Origin of the sequence: Aeromonas sp. R5-4 (genome assembly GCF_040908215.1) — a bacterium.
GTDB lineage: Bacteria > Pseudomonadota > Gammaproteobacteria > Enterobacterales > Aeromonadaceae > Aeromonas > Aeromonas veronii.
Genome location: NZ_JBFODG010000003.1, coordinates 178,457 through 201,710, shown reverse-complemented (window position 1 = coordinate 201,710; position 23,254 = coordinate 178,457). Strand labels below are relative to the sequence as shown.

19 protein-coding genes and 1 tRNA gene are annotated in these 23,254 nt (G+C 61.6%); all 20 read left to right on the top strand.

From position 1 onward, the window contains the following. Nucleotides 1-4 precede the first annotated feature (4 nt). Nucleotides 5-92 (top strand) — tRNA-Ser (locus AB5Y83_RS02665). 382 nt (nt 93-474) lie between these two features. Beyond that, nucleotides 475-1,233 (top strand): flagellar motor protein, encoded by a 759-nt coding sequence (locus tag AB5Y83_RS02660; RefSeq protein WP_368174658.1) that lies wholly within the window; start codon nt 475-477, stop codon nt 1,231-1,233. Continuing rightward, nucleotides 1,211-2,086: a flagellar motor protein MotB gene (locus tag AB5Y83_RS02655; protein WP_106844513.1), complete on the top strand. Its 876-nt coding sequence runs from the start codon at nt 1,211-1,213 to the stop codon at nt 2,084-2,086. Before AB5Y83_RS02660 ends, AB5Y83_RS02655 begins: the two co-directional genes overlap by 23 nt. A 162-nt stretch (nt 2,087-2,248) precedes the next feature. Further along, nucleotides 2,249-4,387, top strand: a complete 2,139-nt coding sequence (locus AB5Y83_RS02650; protein WP_368174657.1) for a TonB-dependent hemoglobin/transferrin/lactoferrin family receptor — start codon at nt 2,249-2,251, stop codon at nt 4,385-4,387. Continuing rightward, nucleotides 4,387-6,393: a prolyl oligopeptidase family serine peptidase gene (locus AB5Y83_RS02645; protein ID WP_368174656.1), complete on the top strand. Its 2,007-nt coding sequence runs from the start codon at nt 4,387-4,389 to the stop codon at nt 6,391-6,393. Before AB5Y83_RS02650 ends, AB5Y83_RS02645 begins: the two co-directional genes overlap by 1 nt. After that, complete coding sequence (locus tag AB5Y83_RS02640; protein WP_368174655.1) at nt 6,390-8,837, top strand: proprotein convertase P-domain-containing protein; 2,448 nt, start codon at nt 6,390-6,392, stop codon at nt 8,835-8,837. The genes AB5Y83_RS02645 and AB5Y83_RS02640 overlap by 4 nt, the downstream gene beginning before the upstream one ends. 59 nt (nt 8,838-8,896) lie before the next feature. Further along, nucleotides 8,897-10,336 (top strand): DUF1566 domain-containing protein, encoded by a 1,440-nt coding sequence (locus tag AB5Y83_RS02635; RefSeq protein WP_279487513.1) that lies wholly within the window; start codon nt 8,897-8,899, stop codon nt 10,334-10,336. Between the two features lie 13 nt (nt 10,337-10,349). Beyond that, on the top strand, nt 10,350-10,919 hold the full coding sequence (locus AB5Y83_RS02630) for a DUF1566 domain-containing protein (RefSeq protein WP_058058427.1): 570 nt from the start codon (nt 10,350-10,352) through the stop codon (nt 10,917-10,919). Nucleotides 10,920-10,960: 41 nt separating this feature from the next. After that, the gene (locus tag AB5Y83_RS02625; protein WP_128835515.1) at nt 10,961-11,197 is read left to right on the top strand and encodes a hypothetical protein; all 237 of its coding nucleotides are present in this window, start codon (nt 10,961-10,963) and stop codon (nt 11,195-11,197) included. A gap of 100 nt (nt 11,198-11,297) precedes the next feature. Then, nucleotides 11,298-11,702, top strand: coding sequence for an NADH-quinone oxidoreductase subunit A (locus AB5Y83_RS02620; RefSeq protein ID WP_005344919.1), 405 nt, complete (start codon nt 11,298-11,300; stop codon nt 11,700-11,702). Between the two features lie 29 nt (nt 11,703-11,731). Then, nucleotides 11,732-12,406, top strand: a complete 675-nt coding sequence (locus AB5Y83_RS02615) for an NADH-quinone oxidoreductase subunit B family protein (RefSeq protein WP_005344917.1) — start codon at nt 11,732-11,734, stop codon at nt 12,404-12,406. Nucleotides 12,407-12,408: 2 nt separating this feature from the next. After that, entirely contained in the window at nt 12,409-14,214 is a 1,806-nt protein-coding gene (nuoC, locus tag AB5Y83_RS02610) for an NADH-quinone oxidoreductase subunit C/D (protein ID WP_040067274.1), read from the top strand. Nucleotides 14,215-14,294: 80 nt separating this feature from the next. Next, nucleotides 14,295-14,837 (top strand): NADH-quinone oxidoreductase subunit NuoE, encoded by a 543-nt coding sequence (nuoE, locus tag AB5Y83_RS02605; protein ID WP_368174654.1) that lies wholly within the window; start codon nt 14,295-14,297, stop codon nt 14,835-14,837. Continuing rightward, complete coding sequence (nuoF, locus tag AB5Y83_RS02600; RefSeq protein WP_005351112.1) at nt 14,834-16,219, top strand: NADH-quinone oxidoreductase subunit NuoF; 1,386 nt, start codon at nt 14,834-14,836, stop codon at nt 16,217-16,219. The genes nuoE and nuoF overlap by 4 nt, the downstream gene beginning before the upstream one ends. Before the next feature lie 41 nt (nt 16,220-16,260). Next, a complete protein-coding gene (gene nuoG / locus AB5Y83_RS02595) occupies nt 16,261-19,017 on the top strand; it encodes an NADH-quinone oxidoreductase subunit NuoG (protein WP_368174653.1) in 2,757 nt (918 codons plus the stop codon). Next, nucleotides 19,014-19,982 carry an NADH-quinone oxidoreductase subunit NuoH gene (gene nuoH / locus AB5Y83_RS02590; RefSeq protein WP_005337244.1) on the top strand — a complete coding sequence of 323 codons (969 nt, stop codon included), beginning with the start codon at nt 19,014-19,016 and terminating at the stop codon, nt 19,980-19,982. Before nuoG ends, nuoH begins: the two co-directional genes overlap by 4 nt. A 10-nt stretch (nt 19,983-19,992) precedes the next feature. Next, the gene (nuoI, locus tag AB5Y83_RS02585; protein ID WP_005337245.1) at nt 19,993-20,535 is read left to right on the top strand and encodes an NADH-quinone oxidoreductase subunit NuoI; all 543 of its coding nucleotides are present in this window, start codon (nt 19,993-19,995) and stop codon (nt 20,533-20,535) included. 10 nt (nt 20,536-20,545) lie between these two features. After that, nucleotides 20,546-21,097, top strand: coding sequence for an NADH-quinone oxidoreductase subunit J (nuoJ, locus tag AB5Y83_RS02580; RefSeq protein WP_005337246.1), 552 nt, complete (start codon nt 20,546-20,548; stop codon nt 21,095-21,097). Continuing rightward, complete coding sequence (gene nuoK / locus AB5Y83_RS02575) at nt 21,094-21,402, top strand: NADH-quinone oxidoreductase subunit NuoK (protein ID WP_005337247.1); 309 nt, start codon at nt 21,094-21,096, stop codon at nt 21,400-21,402. The genes nuoJ and nuoK overlap by 4 nt, the downstream gene beginning before the upstream one ends. Beyond that, nucleotides 21,399-23,246 carry an NADH-quinone oxidoreductase subunit L gene (gene nuoL / locus AB5Y83_RS02570; protein WP_270803734.1) on the top strand — a complete coding sequence of 616 codons (1,848 nt, stop codon included), beginning with the start codon at nt 21,399-21,401 and terminating at the stop codon, nt 23,244-23,246. The genes nuoK and nuoL overlap by 4 nt, the downstream gene beginning before the upstream one ends. The last annotated feature ends 8 nt before the right edge of the window (nt 23,247-23,254 follow it).

The window sequence follows — 23,254 nt, the reverse complement described above, 5'->3', positions numbered from 1 at the left end:
ATTTGGTGAGGTGTCCGAGTGGCTGAAGGAGCACGCCTGGAAAGTGTGTATACGGCAACGTATCGAGGGTTCGAATCCCTCCCTCACCGCCAAATCTAAAAAAACCGACCTCAGGGTCGGTTTTTTGCTTTCCGGCAAACACCTATGCCGACAAGTGAGCCAGAGCCACGCAGTGGCAGATCATCCACGCACTCATCCCCCGGTTTGCAAAGCCCTGATGGAACATCACTGCTTTTCGTATTGCCAGCCCCCACCCCCTACCTTGCTTTTGTGATTGCCCCACCCGACAAGCGTTCCTTCCTGTGACAACAGGAGCAACAAGATGATTGCAATGCCATCTCATGGCCGCAACACGCCTTCTTTTATGGACGTTACCCAGCGCCCATTAATTGCTCAGCGATTGGATTTCATTTTGAAAAACTGATACTTAAGTAGCTACACTAGCCATTATCAACATGCAGGGACGTGTAAAAGATGAGCTTGATTGGCTTGGTACTGGCGTTGATCGCCATCCTTGGCGGCAACATGATCGAGGGCGGCCACCCCAGCGCCCTGCTCGATCTGCCCGCCTTCCTCATCGTGATCGGTGGTACTGTCGGTGCCGCTCTGACCCAGTTCCCCTTCTCCGTCGTCGGCAGCACCATGAAGCGTTTCAAATGGCTGCTCTCCCCCCTCAAGCTCGACATGCATGAACAGGCCCAGTTACTGGAGACCCTGGCAGGCAACGCCCGCCGCAGCGGCATGCTGGCGCTGGAAGGGATGATCGACGAGATCAAGGATCCCTTCCTGAAGAAAGGGGTACAGATGATGGTTGATGGTTACGAGAAAACCAAGATACACGAGGTGCTGGAGAACGAGATCGAATTTGAACAGGAAGATCTCGAACAGACGGTCAAATTCTATGAAGCCATGGGCGGCTACTGCCCGACCATGGGGATCGTCGGGGCGGTATTTGGCCTGATCCACGCCATGGGTCTGCTAGATGCCCCCGACAAGCTGGGCGGCGCCATCGCGGTGGCCTTTATCGCTACCATCTACGGGGTATCCGCAGCCAACCTGATCTTCTTGCCGTTCGGCAACCGCTACAAGGGGTTTGCCCACCAGATCCGCCACTACAAGGAGATGACCCTGACCGGCATTCTCTGCATCGTTGATGGCGAATCCCAAGCGCGCCTGCAAGTTACCCTCGAACCTTATCTGGGAGGTCACGGTGGCCAAAAAGAAAAAGGCTGAAGCACCGGAGAACCATGAACGCTGGCTGGTCTCCTATGCCGACTTCATGACCCTGCTGTTCGCCCTGTTTGTGGTGCTCTACTCCTTTGCCATGGCCAAGCAGTCCGAAACCCGAGTGCTTATCCAGGGCTTTATCGAGTCGCTGGGTAAAATCGGCCTCATCTCCCCGCCTGCCGGCTCACCCTTGATGCAGGGGGGAACAGGGATTCTCGAGCCGGAATCGAAGACCACGCCGAGCAGCCCGAAAGAAGAGACTGTACTGGAAAAAGATGCCCCCATGGCGGCATCGGACCCCTTCAACGAGACCATAGGTGCCTCGGAAAAACCGAGCGCCACCGAAGCCTGGCCCCACAAGACCAAGGAGCAGGAGTGGGTGCAGGTGACCAAGCAGAAGCTTGAGCAGCAACTCAAGGCCCAGATTGAATCGAAGGATCTCGAGGTCGAGCAACTCGGCAGTCAACTGGTGATCCGCATCGGCGAGAAGGCGCTATTCCCCTCCGATTCGGCGTTCCTGCAGCCCCAGTTCATCCCGCTGGTCAACAAGATCGCAGGCATTCTGGCCAATATCCCGGGGCAGGTAGTGGTCACCGGTCATACCGACAACTCCCAGGCGCCGGTGGAGCTTTATCGCAATAACTGGGAGCTCTCGGTGCTGCGGGCCTCTTCCATCGTGCAGACGATGCTGACCAACCCCCAGCTGGATGCCAGACGAGTCATCGCTCAGGGGGTTGCCGACACCCAACCCCGCTTTGCCAACGACACCCCCGAACATCGCCAGGCGAACCGCCGGGTCGATATCACCCTCTCCCAAGGAAAGGCCGCAGAAGAGTCGCTGCAACTGCTCAAGCCCTGATCCCCCCGCTCCCGCTTCGCGCGGGAGCCTCTTTTTAAAAACAAATAACTCAATAATATCAACACCATAAGATCTTAATGATAATGATTGCCATTTATTGTCAAGTGGTCAGGCCTCTGCAATAATGCCGGCCCTCAGGCTTAAATAAAAACAATTATCATTATGAACAAACTGCTTCAGGCATGGCCGGCACTCCTGTGTGCCTCCGCTGGCGCGGCCAATCTTCCCCCTGTGGAGAAGGCGCGCAGCGACGACACCATCATTGTCACCGGGCAACGGGTACAACAGAAACTCTCCGATGTTTCCGGCTCCATCACCGTCATCACCCAGGAAGAGCTGGACCGTCAGGTCGCCAGCGAGCTGGCTCATGTGTTTCGCAAGATCCCCGGTGTCTCGGTCACCGGCTCTGCCGGGCGACCGCAAAACATCAGCGTGCGCGGCATCGGTGGCAACCGTATCCTGCTGATCAAGGATGGGGTGCGCGTCAGTGACGGCTTTGGCGCCGACAACATCAATGACAAGGTGGGTCGCTTCAACTTCGATCTCGATGACATCAAACAGATTGAGGTGGCCAAGGGGGCCGGCTCCTCCCTGCATGGCTCCGATGCCATCGGCGGTACCGTGGTGATGAATACCAAGCAGCCGGAAGATTATCTGCAACAGCAAGATAGCTATCTGGCGGCCAAGACCCTCTACGGTGGCGACAGCAACAAGAAGAAGCTCAGCATGACCGGCGCGGTGCGGGCACTGGAGAGCGAACATCTGTTGCGCCTCTCCGGCTGGCGTGGCAACGAAACCGCCAACTTTGAAGAGAACCGCATTCCGGCGGATCTGGATGGCATGAGTGCCTCCACCAGCAGCCGCCTCCCCCTCAATGCCCATCACGCTCTGCGGCTGGAGCTGGACTACTACGAGGATCACGCCAAACGCCAGATGGGGCCCAAAGCGGTGCCCCAACCCGATGGCAGCTGGGACGTGGTCGGTTTTCAGGAAGATGGCGATCAGCGCACCCAGGGCGGCAAGTTCAGCTGGGAAGCCAGCGATCTGGGCATGGTCGATACCCTCAACTGGAGCCTGTTTGGCAATCAGTCCCGCAACGAAGCCAACCAGCGCCAGTTGCTGCGCAACGATGCCCTGAGCGGCTATCCCAGATATCGCAGCCAGCGCACCCTCTCCACGTTCGAGGAGCTGCGCCTTGGCAGCGAGCTGGAGTTGCAGAGCAAGCTGAGCACCGGCTCGCTGGATCACACCTTCAGCTACGGTGTGGAGCTGGAGCAGGCCAACCACGAACGGCCGGTCAGCAATCTGACCCTGGAAGATGGCATCACCACCCAGGGACAGAAAGCCCCCTTCAGCAAGGCAGAGACCCGCCGCGATGGCATCTGGCTGAGCGATGTGATCGATCTGGGCAGCTGGCAGTTTACCCCGACCCTGCGCTTTGACCGCCAGCGCCTGCGCGCACCGGACAGCAATCTGGCCGAGAACCACAGCGACCACATCTCCCCCAGTGTGGCGGCCAGTTACCGCTTCAACGAGACATGGCGCAGCTGGCTCAGCTATGCCAACGGCTTCCGCGCCCCCGCTTACGATCAGGTTTACGGCAACATTCCTCACTACTTTGCCATGCCGCCGTTCGAGATCATTGCCAACCCCAACCTCAAGGAGGAGACCAGCCACAGTCTGGAGTGGGGAGTGAATGGCCAAAGCGACAACTGGAGCGTCAAACCGGCCGTTTTCTACAACCGCTACTACAACTTCATCGACTGGCGCCAGACCGGTTTCCGCCTCGATGACGGTGTCTTCCTGCGCCAATATCGCAACGTTGCCAAAGCAGAAACCTGGGGCGCCGAGCTGGCCGCCAGCCTCTGGCTGAACGACGAGTGGGAGCTTTCGACCAATCTGGCCTGGATGGATGGCAAGGATCACCGCGGTGAGCCGCTGCGCACCCAGACACCGCTGGAAGGCAACACCACCCTGCGCTGGCAACAGCTCGACTGGGGGGTTGAGCTCAGTGGCAACTATGCCGCCGCCATGACCAAGGTGCCCCAGTGCGCCAATGCGCAGACTGGCTACAACGGTGCCTGCCAGAGCAGCGCAGGCTGGTTCAGTCTGGATCTCACCGGCGACTGGCAGATCACCGAGGCGCTCAAGGTCAATGCCACCATCGGCAACCTGCTCGATACCCGCTATGTCCGCTATCAGGATGTGGCCGGACTCCCGGCTGGCAGCGACACCTCCCTCTACAGCCAGAGCGGCCGCTACCTGTCAGCCAGCCTCAGCTACCGTTTCGTGGGGATGTGATGAAACATCATGCAATCATGGCGGCCCTGTTGGCCGTCCCGTTGGCGTGGGCACAAGAGGCCCTGCCACCCCCGATCCCGTCCCAGCCACACCTGATTTCAGGCAATCCCGTACGCCAGGATCCCTACTTCTGGTTGCGGGACGAGAGCCGCAGCAACCCGGCCATTCTCGCCCTGCTCAAGCAGCAAAATCGCTGGAGCGAGCAGCAGCTCGCCGCGCAGCAGCCGCTGGAAGCAACCTTGCGCGCCGAATTTGCCCGCCATCCGGCGGGGGAATCTGTGCCAGAGGACTGGCTTGTCCGCGGCGATCAGGCATGGCAGCTGCGCCCGGATGGCTCACTCTGGCAACGCCACGGGGGCAAGGTGCTGCAGCGGCTTCCCGCCAGAGCGGGTGAGGGCTATTACGAAGCGGGCGGCTGGGCCCTGAGCCCGGATAACCTCACACTGGCCATCGCCGAAGACAGGCGCGGCGATCTCGACTATCAGGTCACCCTGCTTGATCTCCAGAGCGGCAAGGTGCTGGCCTGTTTGGCGCAGCGCAGCGCTGATCTCGCCTGGTCACAAGATGGTCGCACCCTCTACACCATCGCCAACGAGCGCTACACCCTGCGCCCCTGGCAGCTGCGCGGCTGGCAGGATGGCCAGGAGCAGACTCTCTATGAGGAGCAGGATCCCGCCTGGCTGCTCAGCCTCTATCGCACCACGGATGGCCAGCATCTGGTGTTGCAGGGCAACAACCACGACAGCTCGGAGCAATACCTGCTCGACTCCGGCAAGCCGCAGCAAATCAAATCCCGCCAGCGCGGGGTGGAATACTATCTGGACAGCCAGTCTGGCTGGGTGATCAAGAGCAACTGGGAGGGGGCATTTGCCCTCTACTCAGCCAGCACGCCGCTCGGTGAGTGGCAGCGCCTGTGGCCCGCCAAAGAGGAGGATCTCGGCGATCCCGAGAAGTGGCGACTGTTTGATCGCCATCTGGTGGTGCAGTTTCGCCAGCAGGGGGAGGATTGGCTCGCCCTGCTCGACCGCAACGGCCATGAACGCCAGCGCCTGCCGCTGGCCAGTGGCGCCGGTACCGGCTGGCTGCAAGGAGAACATGACCCGGCCAGCGACCGCATTCTGGTGCGCAGTCAGGGCTTGAGTCAGCCCCCCGGCCAGCGCTGGCTGGATTTGACCAGCGGCCAGTGGATCAACGACCAGCACACCGCAGACAATAAAGCATTGCCCTATCAGAGCGAGCGGCGCTGGATCACCTCTGCCGATGGCACCCGGGTGCCTGTCTCGCTGGTGTGGCGCAAGGATCTGGCCCCCCGCGCCGTACTGCTCTACGGCTATGGCGCCTATGGCACGCCGATGCGCCCCTACTACCAGAAAGAGCTGTTGAGCCTGCTGGATCGGGGCTTTGTCTACGCCATCGCCCATGTGCGCGGCGGCGGCATGCTGGGGGAGCAGTGGACCCGCGACGGGCGGGGCATCCACAAGCAGAACGGCATCAGCGACTTTATCGCAGCCGGTCACGCCCTGCGCCACTGGTCACCCGACTCTGCTCCCCTGCCCCTGTTTGCCATGGGGGGCAGCGCGGGGGGCACGCTGGTTGCTGCGGCCCTCAACCAGCAACCGACACTCTTTAGCGGCGCCGTGTTGCAGGTTCCCTTCGTCGATATGCTCGGCACCATGAGCGATCCTGCCCTCCCCTTGACCCGTCAGGAGTATCAGGAGTGGGGCAATCCGGCCAAGCCCGCAGAGTATCAGGCGATGCGTCGCATCAGCCCCTACGACAACCTGCACCGCGCCCCCTACCCGCCCCTGCTGGTCACTACCGCCCTGCACGATAGCCAGGTCCCCTACTGGGAGCCGGTCAAGTGGCTGGCCCGCCTGCGGGAGCACAGCACGGGCTCCGGCCCCTACCTGCTGCTGACCGAACTGGAGGGAGGCCACCGCGCCGGTGGTGGCGATCGGGCTCGTGAATTTGCCTTCTTGTTGCATCTGGCGGGGATCAATCAATGACTCTGCCGCTGATTGGGAGTACCACTATGAAACCCCTGTTGCCCGCCCTCTTGCTGGGGCTGGCTGGCTTTTCCACTCAGGCCGCCGAACTGCGTTTTGTCGAACAGGACGCCCCGGCCGATCCCCGCCTCTGGCTCGAACAGCAGCTCGGCGTCACCCTGAGTGATGCCCCGGCCTATCAGCGCCAAGGCAAGCTGGGCCACTATCTGCATTATCGTCAGCAGCTCAATGGCGCACCGATCGCCGGCCTGATGGCCGCCGTCAGTCTCGATGAGCAGGGTCGCCCGTGGCGCCTTTATCACAATACCCGACTGATGCAGGCACAGGCGACGCCATGTGATGAAGCAAGCCGCGCCGGGGTGGATGCCTATACCGCCACGCTGGATGGTACGGTGTGGCAATTCGCTGGCAGTGACGAAGCCCAGCCTTGGTACTGGCAGGATGGCGACACCCTGACTGCGGCCTGGCGTCTGCTGGCGGTGGAAAGCCAGCCGGGCAACAGCAAGAGCAGCCACTGGCAACTGTTTGTCACCTGCGATGGCAGCGCCCTGCTGGGGCGCACGCTGCAAGAGGCCAGCACCCGTGCCGAAGCGGCCCCGCTGGCAGGGGAAACGGCCACGGTGCAGGCCCGCATCTTTGCCCTCGACCCACGCACCCAGCTGCAAGATGGCAATTTGCTGTGGCGCCATGATCTGGTACTGGACAACGGGGCCTATCGCACCGTGCCGCTCACGGTACAAAAGGTGGATGACACCTACCAGCTGAGTGGCCCACGCGCCCGGGTCGTGGATGGCACGGCGCCGGAAACTGCCCCCTTTAGCAGCCCTGATGCCGATGGCTTCCAGCTGGATCACCCGCAGCCCGCCTTCCTCGATATCAATGGCTACTACCATCTGGATCTGGCACAGCGCCATGTGGAATCCCTTGGCTACCCGACGCTGATGGGCGGCCCCCTGGCCATCGATACCGATGCCGGGGAGCAGGACAACTCCCTCTATGACCCCTTCCTGCGCCGGTTGGAAATTGGCCGGATAGGGGTACCCGATGCGGAAGATCCCATGGTGATCTGGCACGAGTTTGGCCATGCGGTGCAGCACCATATCCTGCCCGACATGGGAGAAGAGGGTGACTGGGGCGCCATCGGCGAGGGCTTTAGCGACTATCTGGCCGCCAGCTGGCGCCAGCGTAGTCCAGAGGCTCGCCAGTTCGAGCCTTTCATGGTCTTCAACTGGGATGCCAGGATCAGCGGCCGGACGCCCCGTCAGCTCGATGATCTGCGGGCACGCTATCATCCGGGCTTCCTCTATCCGGCTCACCTCACCATCAACGGCAGCAACGGCGACCAATTGTGGGGCACCCCGCTCTTCACCGCGCTGCGCCAGGCCGTTGAACAATATGGCGAGGTAGCCCGTAACGAGTTCGATACCCTGCTGATTGAATCCCACTTCGGCCTCGGCCCGCAGGTGCGGATGCCCCAGCTGGCGCGGGTCACCGTGGATACCGCCAACCGCCTCTATCAGGATCGCAGTTATGGCAAGCTGCTGGAGCAGGCCTTCCGCCATCACGCCCTGCTGCCCACCCCCATCGCGGCCCGCCTTGCCGACGACAGCTACCTGTTGGCCGGGGAGAAAAAGAGCCTCGCTATCGAATTGACCAACCAAAGCGGCCGCCCCCTGACCGTGGCTGACGCCAGCCTGCTCCCGACCAAGGGGCTCATGGGTGACGGTCACTGGCAAGGAGAGCTCAACGCCGATGGCACCGCCCGCTGGACCCTGCCGCTGGAAGCGGCGAGCAACCTGACCTGTGGCGAGGCAGTCACCTTGCCGCTGCAGTTCCAGCTCACCCTGCCCAGCCCCACCGAGCGCCAGACCCGCCTTGACCTGCAACTGCCGATCGGTGAACCGCTCTGGCAGCGGGCCATCGGCCAGGGTGGCCAGATCAAAGATGCGGTGAGCGGTGAGCGGCACGGCCTGTCCCGCTTCACTCTCACCCTGCCCGAGAGCAAGGCCCGCATCGACAGCGGATTCGTGGTTGCCCTCGATCTGGAGCACAGCAAGCTGGAGCAGCTGGAGGTCTGGCTCACCTCCCCTTACGGCACCCGGATCAGCCTGTGGAACAAGGGTTACGCCAGCCATACCCGGCTCAAGGGGGAGTTCCCCCGTGAACTGGTACCGTTCGAATCACTCGATAAGCTGCACGGCGAACCGCTCGCTGGCCGCTGGCTGCTGGAGATCAACGACACCAGCGCCGGTGACACCGGTCAGTTGCGCAACTGGCGGGTAGCCCAGCAAGTCGGCGCCCGCTGTGACAAGGATGAAGCCCTGCCCAACACCGGCATCATTCCCCTTGAGCAGGATGAAGGGGGTGGCGGCACGACTTCCCCCCTGCTGCTGTTGCTGGCCCTCTGCCCCCGCCTCTGGCGCCGGAGCACCCCGCGCCGTTGAATCCTGTACCACGGGGGTTACCGCCCCCGTGAACCTGTGACCGAATCAAGGAATGTGAAGTGAAACCATCCGTACTGGTTATTGCAACCCTCTCAGCCCTGCTCAGCGCCTGTGGCGGCGGGGAAGATAACGCACCACTGGCGATCCCGGACTACCGGGTCGATGTCGCTCTGCCGACCGCCGGTACCCTGTGCGCCGATCTGGATCAGAACTGGCAATGTGATCCTGCCGACCCTGCCGTCAGCGGCGAAGGAGCGGTGGCCCTGGTCAGCCGTTCGGCCAACATCGTCAACTCGCCCCTGCTGTTCGTACCGAGGAGCGGAGGCCTGCTGCTGGCGCATCCGGCCGCCAAAGGGGATCCACAACGGCTGCAACCGACCCTGCTCAGCACCCTGTGGCAGAGCCGCATTGCCGAAGGGGTGGCCGCCGATCGCGCACTGACGCAGCTGCTGGCCGATCTCGCGCCGCTGCAACCGGGCGGCGACCGCGCGGCCCTCGCAGGTCTCGGCCAGTTTGATCAGGCGCTACAACAGGTGGCGATCAGCTTGCAGCAACAGGCCCGCACACGCCTTGCCACCGCCAAGGAGACCCAGTTGCTCACCACCAGCTATCGCGCCATCAGCCTGATGCTGGAGCAATTGGCTCAGGAGTGGCAACGCAACGGCCAGTTCGCTGAAGATACCCAAAGCAAGCTGCTGACCCTGCTGGTGCAGCAGCAGCCACGCAACCTGCTAACCGTCACCGGCGTCACCACCTTCAGCGATGGCAACGACCCGCTGCTGGAACAGGAACCCGCCGACTATCCGGGACAAGATGCCAGCTGGAATCGCACTCGTCCCCAGCTTGCCTATCGCAAACTCGATGATCGCGGTCAGGCGCTCCCTGACAACGCGCCGAGCTGGCAGTGCGTCAAGGATCTCAATACCGGTCTGGTGTGGGAGGTCAAATCGGATGATCCCTTGAGCCCGGCCTGGAAAAGCAGACCCTTTGCCTATGAGGATGAGCAGTTCAAGGCGACCGCAGGCGAGCAGCAAGCGGCCTACCAGCATATTCATAAGAGGATCGAACAGCTCACCGCCGAAGGAGATCTGGCGGCCCTCGCCCGGGCACAGGCGCTGACCACCATGCTGACCACCCGCGCGTATCAGCAGTGGCTCAATGGCGAGCAGCGCTGCGGCATCAGCCAGTGGCGGCTGCCCACCATGGGTGAGCTGATGTCACTGATGCACTACGGCAGCCTGGCCAAGGACCCGCTGGGTCAACGCATCATCGTGGATACCCGTTACTTCCCGGATATCGCCTCCTCGGAAGATGACACCTACCATGGCTACTACTGGAGCGCCACCAGCAACACCGCCCAGCGCTTCTCCGGTGGCCCCATCAGCAAACGCACAGTCCTGCTCCTGGGAGAAGATGCGGGCACCACCTATCCCGCGCTGGTGCAGCAAGATACCTATATCGAGCTGATGCAGGTACGACTGGTCGCCACTTCCCAATAATCCGAGGAATATCATGAGCCTTTATCGCTTTTCGTTCGCCATGCTGGCACTGCTGGCCCCCCTGGCCCACGGTGCTGCCATTTGTGATGACACCATGGATCGCACCGCCCCCTCTGCCCGTTTTCTTGACCATGGCAACGGCACCGTCACGGATCAACACACCGGCCTCACCTGGATGCGCTGCAAACTGGGGCAGACATGGAATGGCAGCAGTTGCCTGGGGGAACCGACCGTTTACTACTGGCAGCAGGGGCTGCAAGTGGCGGAGCGGATCCGCAGTGACAGCAGTCATGCTCTCTATCACTTCGGCGGTATCAGCCAGTGGCGCCTGCCCGACATCAAGGAGCTGGCGACCCTGGTCGAGCATGCCTGCTACAAGCCCTCTCTCAATGAAGCCATTTTCCCGCGCGCCATGGCGGGGGGCGGTAAAGAGGTCAATGAGGGCTATGTCTATCTGATGAGCAGCACGGTAACCTCCGCCAATGGTCAGCGGGCGTATCTGGATATCACCTCGGGAGATATCGGTCTTCGCTCCATTGGCGCCTACCCGGATCAGGTCTTGCTGGTCGCCAATAAACCCTGACCGCCCCACGCTCGAAACCGGAACGCGATGGCAGGAGAGGCTTGGAAGCCTCTCTTTTTATTGCTCTTGCCGCCCCCTATCTCACCCGCCATCACGCTCTTCTCCCGCCTGTGCCCCCTGCCCGCGATACCGACCAGCTCCGGCTTCGCCCGCGGCATTTACCCCTTTCAGGTGATGACGAGGAGCAGCTCTCTGCGCTTTCCAGGCCTTTCCCACCCGCCATAACCAGCAAAAAAGTGCGCTTCTTAACAAAATTTAATTACCAGTTAACCGATTAATAATTAACCCGTAAAAATGACATGTAAATCAGTGCGAAAGTGTCATAATGCGTAACATTATTGTTAAGTCGCTTGATTAATTTGGTTAGGAAAAACCTCTATGTTTGCTGATATTTCTGCTCAACATTGGGCTTTTGCCATTTATGTCATCGGTGCCATCACCATCTGTCTGGTGATGATAGGTCTCGCCGCCCTGCTGGGAGGTCGCGCCTACGGCCGCACCAAGAACAAGCCATTTGAATCTGGTGTCGACTCGGTCGGCAGTGCCCGCCTGCGTTTTTCCGCCAAGTTCTATCTGGTCGCCATGTTCTTCGTCATCTTCGACGTCGAGGCGCTCTACCTGTTTGCCTGGTCTGTTTCCGTGCGTGAGAGCGGCTGGGTCGGCTTTATTGAAGCCACCATTTTCATCGGACTGCTGCTTATCGGCCTGATCTACCTCTGGCGCATCGGCGCACTGGACTGGTCACCGCGCAAACCGCAGCTGAACAACAAAAACAGTGATTGAACCACAGACCCTTTCCTTGAGGTTGCACCATGAAGTACACCCTGACCCGGATTGACCCGGATGCACCCGTTGAGCGCTACCCCCAGGAGCAGCGCCAGACCGTCGATGACCCACTGGCGCAAGAAGCGACGCGCGGCATCATGATGGGCCGCCTCGAGGAGGTGCTGCAAGACACAGTCAACTGGGGCCGCAAAAACTCCCTCTGGCCTTACAACTTCGGCATCTCCTGCTGCTACGTGGAGATGTGTACCGCCTTCACCTCCCCCCACGATGTGGCCCGCTTCGGCGCCGAAGTTATCCGCGCTTCGCCCCGTCAGGCCGATTTCATGGTGATAGCAGGGACTCCCTTCATCAAGATGGCGCCAGTCATCCAGCGCCTGTATGAACAGCTGCTCGAACCCAAGTGGGTGATCTCCATGGGGGCCTGTGCCAACTCCGGCGGCATGTATGACATCTATTCCGTGGTGCAGGGGGTGGACAAGTTCCTGCCGGTCGACGTCTACATTCCGGGTTGCCCGCCCCGTCCCGAAGCCTTTTTGCAAGCCCTGATGCTGCTGCAGGACTCCATCGGCAAAGAGCGCCGCCCCCTCTCCTGGGTAGTGGGCGATCAGGGGATCTACCGTCCCCAGATGCAGGCCGAAAAAGAGCGCAAGCGCGGCGAACGGATCAATGTGACCAACCTGCGCACGCCGGATGAGATCTGACCATGAAACTGACTCGAGATTTTCCCAGCAATTACGCCATGGCCCAGTGGCAGCCCAGCGACCACAAGGATGCCAAAGTCATTGGCGAACTGTTTGCCCACTTCGGGGCCGAGCACTTCACCGTGCAGACCACGCGCACCGGCGTGCCGGTGGTCTGGCTTCCCCGCGAACTGCTTCAGGATGTGATGGGCTTTTTGCGCAAGGTGCCCTCCCCGTTTGTGATGCTGTTTGATCTCAGCGCCACCGATGAGCGGCTGCGCAGCCATCGCGACGGTCTGCCCCAGAGCGATTTCACTGTCTTCTATCACCTCATCTCCATCGACCGTAACGCCGATGTGATGTTGAAAGTGGCGTTGGCCGAAAGTGACCTGCATCTACCCACCATCACCAACCACTTCCCCAATGCCAACTGGTACGAGCGGGAAGTATGGGATCTGATGGGCATCACCTTCGATGGCCACCCCCATCTGACCCGCATCATGATGCCCAAGAGCTGGCAGGGTCACCCGCTGCGCAAGGATTACCCGGCGCGCGCTACCGAATTCGATCCCTTCATGCTCGATGCCGCCAAACAGGACATGGAGCAGGAGAACCTGCTGTTCAAACCGGAAGAGTGGGGACTGGCCCGCGGCAACGAGAACGAGGACTACATGTTCTTGAACCTCGGCCCCAACCACCCCTCTGCCCACGGCGCCTTCCGGTTGGTGTTGCAGCTCGATGGCGAGGAGATCCGTAACTGCGTGCCTGACATCGGCTACCACCATCGTGGTGCCGAGAAGATGGGCGAGCGCCAGTCCTGGCACAGCTACATCCCCTATACCGACCGGGTCGAGTATCTGGGCGGGGTGATGAACAACCTCCCCTATGTGCTGGCGGTCGAGAAGCTGGCCGGAATCAAGGTGCCGCAGCGGGTCGACATGATCCGGGTGATGATGGCGGAGCTGTTTCGCATCCAGAGCCACCTCTTGTTCCTCGGGACCTATATTCAGGACGTGGGGGCCATGACCCCGGTCTTCTTCACCTTCACCGACCGGCAGAAGATCTACACCATCATCGAAGCGATCACCGGTGCCCGTATGCACCCGGCCTGGTTCCGTATCGGCGGTGTGGCCCACGACTTGCCGAAGGGATGGCAACGGCTGGTGCAGGACAACCTGCTGAGCTGGCTGCCCAAACGTCTGATGGATTACGAAAAAGCGGCGATGCGCAACAGCATTCTTCGCGGTCGCACCATAGGCGTCTCTGCCTACACCACCGAGCAGGCGTTGTCCTGGGGCACCACGGGGGCCGGATTGCGCGCCACCGGCCTCAACTTCGACGTGCGCAAGTGGCGCCCCTACTCGGGCTACGACCAGTTTGACTTCGAAGTGCCTGTTGGCAGCAATGGCGATGCCTACGACAGAGCCACCGTGCGGATTGAGGAGATCCGCCAGAGCATGTCGATCATCGAGCAGTGCATGAAGAACATGCCGGAGGGCCCCTTCAAGGCAGATCACCCCCTCACCACACCGCCGCCCAAAGAGCGCACCCTGCAGCACATCGAGACCCTGATCAACCACTTCCTGCAAGTGTCTTGGGGCCCGGTGATGCCCGCTGCCGAGTCGTTCCAGATGATTGAGGCGACCAAGGGGGTCAACAGTTACTACCTGACCAGTGACGGCTCCACCATGAGCTACCGGACCCGGATCCGCACCCCGAGCTTTGCTCACCTGCAGCAGATCCCCTCGGTGATCAAGGGCAGCATGGTGTCGGACCTCATCGTCTATCTGGGCAGTATCGATTTTGTTATGTCGGATGTGGACCGTTAAGTGATCCGCCCTCCCGGCCATGGCCGGGAATTGGGATCGCCGGACGAGCAGTAAAAGGACAAGCCACCAAAGGTCAAGTCATGAGCCAGCAATGTCAGTGTCACAATAATCAGACCCCACAGGGGCAAGGGGCATGCAGCAGCAAACAGGACGACTTCGTTCTGAGCCAGGCTGAACGCGATGCCATCGAACACGAGAAACACCACTACGAAGATCCCCGCGCCGCCAGCATCGAAGCGCTCAAGATCGTGCAGCAGGCCAGAGGCTGGGTCCCCGACGGCGCCATTCACGCCATCGCGGCCGAACTCGGCATTCCCGCCAGCGACATGGAGGGGGTTGCCACCTTCTATAGCCAGATCTTCCGCCAGCCGGTAGGCCGTCACATCATCCGCGTCTGCGACAGCATGGTCTGCTACATCAATGGCCATGAAGATCTGATGGCCGGTCTCAAGGAGGTGATGAACCTCGGCCCCGGTCAAACCACCCCGGATGGCCGCTTCACCCTGCTGCCGGTCTGCTGCCTTGGCAACTGCGACAAGGGGCCAGCCATCATGATCGATGACGACACCTATGGCGGCCTCGATCCGGTGACCTTGCTGAAAACGCTGGAGGCTTACCCATGAGCCTGCCGCAGAACAAGATCCTCGCCTCTCTTGGCACCGCCAACCGCACGGCCCGCACCGCCGAGACCCACCCGCTCACCTGGCGGCTGCGGGACGACGGCCAACCGGTATGGCTGGAGGAGTATCAGGCCAAACAGGGCTATGAAGCCGCCCGCAAGGCGCTCGGCCAGATGAGCCCGGACGAGATTGTCAGCACCGTCAAGGATGCCGGCCTCAAGGGGCGCGGCGGTGCGGGCTTCCCCACTGGCGTGAAGTGGGGGCTGATGCCCAAAGACGAGAGCATGAACATCCGTTACCTGCTCTGCAACGCCGACGAGATGGAGCCCAACACCTGGAAAGATCGCCTGCTGATGGAGCAACTGCCCCATCTGCTGATCGAGGGGATGATCATCAGTGCCCGGGCGCTCAAGGCCTATCGCGGCTATATCTTCCTGCGCGGCGAATACGTTGATGCCGCCATCCACCTGCGCCGTGCGGTGGAAGAGGCCAAGGCCGCCGGTCTACTGGGCAAGAACATTCTGGGATCCGGTTTTGACTTCGAGCTGTTCGTCCACACCGGCGCCGGCCGCTACATCTGTGGTGAAGAGACGGCGTTGATCAATTCGCTGGAAGGGCGCCGCGCCAACCCGCGCGCCAAACCCCCCTTCCCCGCCGTCTCCGGCGTCTGGGGCAAACCCACCTGCGTCAACAACGTCGAAACCCTCTGCAACGTGCCCGCCATTATCGGCAACGGGGTCGCCTGGTATCACGGACTGGCGCTGCCGGGCTCGGAAGATCACGGCACCAAGCTGATGGGCTTCTCCGGCAAGGTGAACAACCCCGGGGTCTGGGAGCTGCCGTTTGGCATCACCGCCCGCGAGCTGTTTGAAAATTACGCCGGCGGCATGAAGAGCGGCTATCGCCTGAAAGCCTGGCAACCGGGCGGCGCGGGAACCGGCTTCCTGCTGCCGGAGCACCTCGATGCGCAGATGTATACCGCTGGTATCGGCAAGGTCGGCACCCGGATGGGGACTGGCCTCGCCATGGCGGTGGATGACTCCATCAGCATGGTCTCCCTGCTGCGCAACATGGAGGAGTTCTTCGCCCGCGAGTCGTGTGGCTGGTGCACGCCCTGTCGCGATGGCCTGCCCTGGAGCGTCAAGCTGCTGCGGGCACTGGAACGTGGCGAAGGGCAATCCGGCGATCTGGCGACTCTGGAACAACTCTGCGGTTTCCTTGGCCCGGGCAAGACCTTCTGCGCCCACGCACCGGGCGCCGTCGAGCCGCTCGCCAGCGCCATCAAATATTTCCGCTCCGAATTCGAGGCCGGGATCAAAGGCAGCGGTGATAACCGCAAGCCGGTCAAAGGGATCCAGCCCAATCTGCTGGGCGAGCGCTGGTAACGACACCACAGATTTCACAAAACAGGTTTCAGGGAAGTTGTATGGCAACCATTTATGTAGACGGCAAAGAGTACGAGGTAGACGGGGCAGATAACCTGCTGCAAGCCTGTCTGTCGCTGGGTCTGGACGTCCCCTATTTCTGCTGGCATCCGGCGCTGGGTAGCGTTGGCGCCTGCCGCCAGTGTGCGGTCAAACAGTATCAGAATGCCGATGACAAACGCGGTCGTCTGGTCATGTCTTGCATGACCCCGGCCACCGATGGCAGCTACATCGCCATCGAGGATGAAGAGGCTAAAGAATTTCGCAAGAGCGTGGTGGAGTGGCTGATGACCAACCACCCCCACGACTGCCCGGTGTGTGAAGAGGGCGGCGCCTGCCACCTGCAGGACATGACGGTGATGACCGGCCACAACAGCCGTCGCTACCGCTTCACCAAACGCACCCACCAGAATCAGGAGCTGGGCCCCTTCATCGGTCACGAGATGAACCGCTGCATCGCCTGCTACCGCTGCGTCCGTTACTACAAGGATTATGCCGGTGGCGAGGATCTCGGGGTCTATGGTGCCCACGACAACGTCTATTTCGGGCGGGTCGAGGATGGCACCCTGGAGAGTGAATTTTCCGGCAACCTGGTGGAGGTCTGCCCCACCGGCGTCTTCACCGACAAGACCCACTCCGAACGTTACAACCGCAAGTGGGACATGCAATTTGCCCCCAGCATCTGCCAGCAATGCTCCGTGGGCTGCAACATCAGTCCGGGCGAGCGTTATGGCGAGCTGCGCCGCATCGAAAACCGCTTCCACGGCAGCGTCAACCACTACTTCCTTTGTGACCGTGGCCGCTTTGGCTATGGCTATGTCAATCTGGCCGACCGCCCGCGCCAACCGCTGCTCAAAGATGGCAACGACCAGCTGACCATCACGGTCGATGGCGCCCTCAACCGAGCCGCCGATGCCCTACGCAGCGCTAGCAGCCTCATCGGCATCGGCTCGCCCCGCGCCTCGCTGGAGAGCAACTTTGCCCTGCGCGAGCTGGTGGGTGAAGCCAACTTCTACGCTGGCGTCGAGCAGACCGAGTGGGCCTGTCAGCTGAAGATGCTGCAGATCCTGCAACAGGGCGGCGTGCCAACCCCGAGCCTGCGGGACATGGAAGAGGCCGACGCCATTCTGCTGCTCGGCGAGGATGTCACCATGAGCGCAGCCCGTATCGCGTTGGCGCTGCGCCAAGCCGTCAAGGGCAAGGCCCGCGAGCTGGCCCGCAAGATGAAGGTCGATCTGTGGCAAGTCGCCGCCGTTCAGACCCTGGGTCAGAACGAGCGCTACCCGCTGCTCATCACCAGTCTCGACACCACCCGTCTGGACGATGTGGCGGCCGACAAGCTGCACGCCCCCTATGCCGATCAGGCGCGCATTGGCTTTGCCATCGCCAACCTGCTCGACCCGGCCGCACCGGCCGTGACCGATCTCGGCCCCGAACAGCAGGCACAAGCGACTCGCTGGGCCGAGCTGCTCGGCAACGCCAAGAAGCCGCTCATCATTGCAGGCTCCAGTGCCCGCGATGTGGCGCTGCTTGAGGCGGCCAGCAACATTGCCCGCGCCCTGAAAGGCCGTGGACAGGAAGCCAACATCGCGCTGGTTGGCCAGGAGGCCAACTCGCTGGGTCTGGCCATGCTGGGCGCTCAAACCTTGACAGACAAGCCACTCGAAGCCGCCCTTGCGCGTATCGAGTCAGAAGAGGGGTTGGCGCTGGTCACCCTGGAGAACGATCTCTACCGCCGCGCGCCGCGCAACCGGGTGGATGCTGCACTGGCACGGCTGCAGCACCTGCTGGTCATCGACCATCAGGCGACCCCGACCGCCAACAAGGCTGATCTGGTGCTGCCAGCGGCCAGTTTTGCCGAGGCCGATGGCACGCTGGTGAACATGGAAGGGCGCGCCCAGCGCTTCTTCCAGGTCTATGCGCCCGCCTTCTACAACGCCGATATTCAGGTGCGTGAAGGGTGGCGCTGGCTGACGGCGCTGCAAGGGGCGATCGAACGCAAGCCGCTGCGCTGGCAAAACTTCGACCAGGTCAACCATGACTGTGCCACCAGCAATCCGCTGCTGGCTACCATGCTGGAAGCGGCGCCCAACGCAGGCTTGCGGATCCGTGGCATGCGACTGGCCCGTGAGCCGCATCGTTACAGCGGTCGCACCTCCATGCTGGCGGATCAGAACGTCAGCGAGCCGCGGGTAGCGCAAGATCCCGACTCCCCCTTCAACTTCTCCATGGAAGGGTATGCCGGAGCCCGTCAGCCGCTGCCGCAAGTACCGTTCGCCTGGGCGCCGGGCTGGAACTCTCCCTCCGCCTGGAACAAGTTCCAGGATGAAGTGGGTGGCAAACTGCGTGCTGGCGATCCGGGTCGCCGTCTGCTGGAAGCAACAGACCCGCAGGCAGAAGGCAAGGAGCTGCTCGGCTGGTTCACCACCATCCCTGCCCCCTTCAAGGCCGCAGAGGCGCTGCAAGTGGTCAATTATGCCCAGCTGTTTGGCGGCGAGGAGCTCTCCGCTCGCAGCCCGGTCATTCAGGCCCGGATGAACGAACCCGAGCTGGTGCTCAATCCCCTTGATGCGCAGCGTCTGGCCCTCCACGGGGGCAGTCAGGTCTCCTTCTCCTGGGGCGGTAGCCACTGGCAACTGCGTCTGCGGCTTAGCGAGCAGCTGAGCGCCGGTCTGGTGGGGCTCCCCCTTGGGGTGAACGGCCTGCCGACGGCCCTGCAACAAGCCTCAATCACTAACCTGCAGGAGGTGATCGCATGAGCGAGTCGCTGATCGATCTGTTGCTGGAGGTGGGCAAGGCACTGATCGTGCTGGTGGGGATCGTGGGGGCTGGCGCCTTCATGAGCTTCATCGAGCGTCGTCTGCTGGCCCTGTGGCAGGATCGCTACGGCCCCAACCGGGTGGGGCCGTTTGGTCTGCTCCAGCTGGCCGCCGACATGATCAAGATGTTCTTCAAGGAGGACTGGATCCCGCCGTTCGCTGATCGGCGGATCTTTATCCTGGCCCCCATCATCGCCTTCACTGCCTTTATTCTGGCGTTTGCGGTGGTGCCCATCACCCCCACCTGGGGCGTGGCGGATCTCAATGTGGGGCTGCTCTACATCCTGGCCATCGCGGGGCTGGCGGTCTATGCGGTGCTGTTCGCCGGCTGGTCGAGCAACAACAAATACTCATTGCTCGGCAGCTTGCGCGCCTCGGCCCAGACCCTCTCCTACGAGGTGTTTCTCGGACTCTCCCTGATGGGGATTGTGATCCAGACCGGCAGTTTCAACCTGCGGGATATCGTCGAGGCACAGGCAGACTTGTGGAACGTGGTGCCCCAGATCCTGGGCTTTGTCACCTTCCTGTTTGCCGGTGTCGCCGTCACCCACCGTCACCCGTTCGATCAGCCAGAAGCCGAGCAGGAGCTCGCCGACGGCTATCACATCGAGTATGCGGGGATGAAGTGGGGTCTCTTCTTCGTGGGCGAATATATCGGCATCGTGCTGATCTCCTCGCTCATCGTGACCCTCTTCTTCGGTGGCTGGCATGGTCCCTGGTTGCCCCCCTTCATCTGGTTTGCCCTGAAGACCGCCTGTTTCATGGTGTTCTTCATCCTGCTGCGGGCCTCCCTGCCTCGCCCGCGCTTTGACCAGGTGATGTCGTTTGGCTGGAAAGTCTGCTTGCCGCTGACCCTGATCAATATGCTGGTCACCGCGGCAGTTGTACTGATAAGTACGCAGTGAGGCACTCAATATGAAAATTGTTAGCATTATTCAGGGTGTCGGCACCCAGTTACGCAGTCTGGCCATGGTCTTCTCCCATGCCTGGCGGCCCCGTGAAACCCTCAACTATCCGGAGCAGGCAGTCTATGCGGCCCCCCGCTACCGCGGTCGCATCGTGCTGACCCGCGACCCCGACGGGGACGAGCGCTGCGTGGCCTGCAACCTCTGCGCGGTTGCCTGCCCGGTCGGCTGCATCTCGCTGCAAAAATCCGAGCGGGAAGATGGTCGCTGGTATCCGGAGTTCTTTCGCATCAACTTCTCTCGCTGCATCTTCTGCGGCCTGTGTGAAGAGGCTTGCCCCACCACCGCCATCCAGCTGACACCGGATTTCGAGATGGGTGAGTATCGCCGCCAGGATCTGGTGTACGAGAAGGAAGATCTGCTGATCAGCGGGCCCGGTAAATACCCGGACTACAACTTCTATCGCATGAGCGGGATGGCCATCGACGGCAAGCCGAAAGGGGATGCCGAAAACGAAGCCAAGCCCATCGATGTCAAGAGCCTGCTGCCCTGAGGAGTCAATCATGGAACTGGCATTTTATGCCTCGGCCCTGGTGGCCATTTACAGCACGCTGCGGGTGATCAGCACCAGCAATCCCATGCATGCGCTGCTCAATCTCATCATCTCCCTCATCGCCGTGGCCATGATCTTCTTCTGCCTGGGTGCCGCCTTTGCGGGCGCCCTGCAGGTGATCGTCTACGCCGGCGCCATCATGGTGCTGTTCGTGTTCGTGGTGATGATGCTGAACCTGGGGAGTGCCCAGGCACAGGAGAAAAAGTGGCTCACCCCCATGACCTGGGGGGGCCCAGCCCTGCTCTCGCTGATCCTGCTGGGCTTTCTGGCCCACGGCATTCTCGGGGTGACCGGGGGCCTGATCGGAGTGACCGAGGTGACCGCCAAGCAGGTGGGTGTCGAGCTCTTTGGCCCCTATGTGCTGGCGGTGGAGCTTGCCTCCATCCTGCTGCTGGCGGGTCTGGTAACCGCCTATCACCTGGGTCGGGAAGAGAAGAGCGGTGAAGTGCTCTCCGTCCCGCGCTCTGCTTCCCGCTCTGCACAAGAAGGAGGTCAGCAATGAATGGAATCCCTATGGAGCACGGCCTCCTGCTGGCCGCGGTGCTCTTCTGCATCGGCTTGTGCGGTCTGCTGATCCGCCGCAACCTGCTCTACATCCTGATGAGTATCGAGATCATGATGAATGCCTCGGCACTGGCGTTTGTGGTGGCGGGTAGCCGCTGGGCCCAGGCCGATGGCCAGATCATGTATATCCTGGTGATTTCTCTGGCGGCAGCGGAGGCCAGTATCGGCCTTGCCCTGTTACTGCTGCTCTATCGTCGTTACCACACCCTGAACGTGGACACTGTGAGCGAGATGCGCGGATGAGCCTCTTATATCTGACTTTTCTATTTCCGCTGCTGGGATGGCTGGTGTTGGCCTTCTCCCTCGGCCGGTTTGGTGAGCGTACCTCGGCGCTGATCGGGGTAGGCTCCATTGGCCTGTCGGCCCTCACTACCCTGTGGGTGGGCATCGACTTTCTGGGCAACCCGCCCGAGGGGGGCGTCTATGTCCAGCGCCTGTGGCAATGGATGGCGGTGGGCAACTTTACCCCGAGCTTCTCGCTGGCACTGGATGGCCTGTCGCTGACCATGCTGGGGGTGGTGACCGGGGTGGGTTTCTTCATCCACCTGTTCGCCTCCTGGTATATGCGCGGTGAAGAGGGCTACTCCCGCTTCTTTACCTACACCAACCTCTTTATCGCCAGCATGCTGTTTCTGGTGCTGGCCGATGACCTGCTGTTTGTCTACCTCGGCTGGGAAGGGGTAGGGCTGTGCAGCTATCTGCTGATCGGCTTCTACTACAAGGATCGCAACAACGGCGCAGCGGCCCTCAAGGCATTTGTCGTGACCCGGGTGGGTGATGTCTTCCTCGCCATCGGCCTGTTTATCCTCTATCGGGAACTGGGCACCCTCAATATCCATGAGCTGCTGGTTCGTGCCCCGACCCTGTTTGCCGAGGGCTCCCCTGCCCTGTCGCTGGCCTGCCTGATGCTCCTGGGCGGTGCGGTCGGCAAATCGGCCCAGCTGCCGCTGCAAACCTGGCTGGCAGATGCGATGGCTGGCCCGACCCCGGTCTCCGCGTTGATCCACGCTGCCACCATGGTGACTGCTGGTGTCTACCTGATTGCTCGTACCCACGGCCTGTTCCTGCTGGCGCCAGAGATCCTCCATCTGGTCGGGCTGGTTGGCGCCATCACGCTAGTGCTGGCAGGCTTTGCCGCGCTGGTTCAGACCGATATCAAGCGGATCCTCGCCTACTCCACCATGAGCCAGATTGGCTACATGTTTCTGGCACTGGGTGTCGGCGCATGGGAAGGGGCCATCTTCCACCTGATGACCCACGCCTTCTTCAAGGCGCTGCTGTTCCTCTCCGCCGGTGCCGTTATCGTTGCCTGCCACCATGAGCAGAACATCTTCAAGATGGGTGGCCTGCGCAAGAGTTTGCCGCTGGTCTACGCCTGCTTCCTGGTGGGGGGCTCGGCGCTGGCGGCGTTGCCGCTGGTCACTTCCGGTTTCTACAGTAAGGACGCCATCCTGTGGCAAGTAGAAGCATCGGGCCAAAGCGCGCTGCTGTGGGCAGGTCTGGTAGGGGCATTCCTCACTTCGCTCTACACCTTCCGGCTAATCTTTATCGCCTTCCATGGCAAAGAGCAGACCAAAGCCCATGCGGGTCACGGTCTGGCTCACCATCTGCCGCTGCTGGTGCTGCTGGTGCTTTCTACCGGCATAGGCGCGCTGATCACCCCGCCACTGGCAGGTGTACTACCCGCAGGCCCGGGGGACCATATCGAAGAGGGTCGCCATGCGCTGGAGGTAGCCTCTGGCATCATCGCCATCGCTGGCATTGTGCTGGCTGCGTTTCTGTTCCTTGGTGAGCGCCGTCTGGCCACCGCCATTGCCAACAGCGCGCCAGGCCGGCTGCTCAGCACCCTCTGGTTCAACGCCTGGGGCTTTGACTGGCTCTACGACCAGCTGTGGGTCAAACCCTATCTGCTGGCGACCCGTCTGCTGGCCCGAGACCCGCTGGACTGGATGATGGGCCTGCCCGCCTGGTTTGCCCTGCGGGGCAACCAGCTGCTGGCCTGGACAGTCACCGGCAAGTTGCGCTGGTATGCCGCCTCCATGGGGATCGGCGCCGTGCTGGTGCTGGCGCTGTTGCTGTTGGGGTAACGCGATGA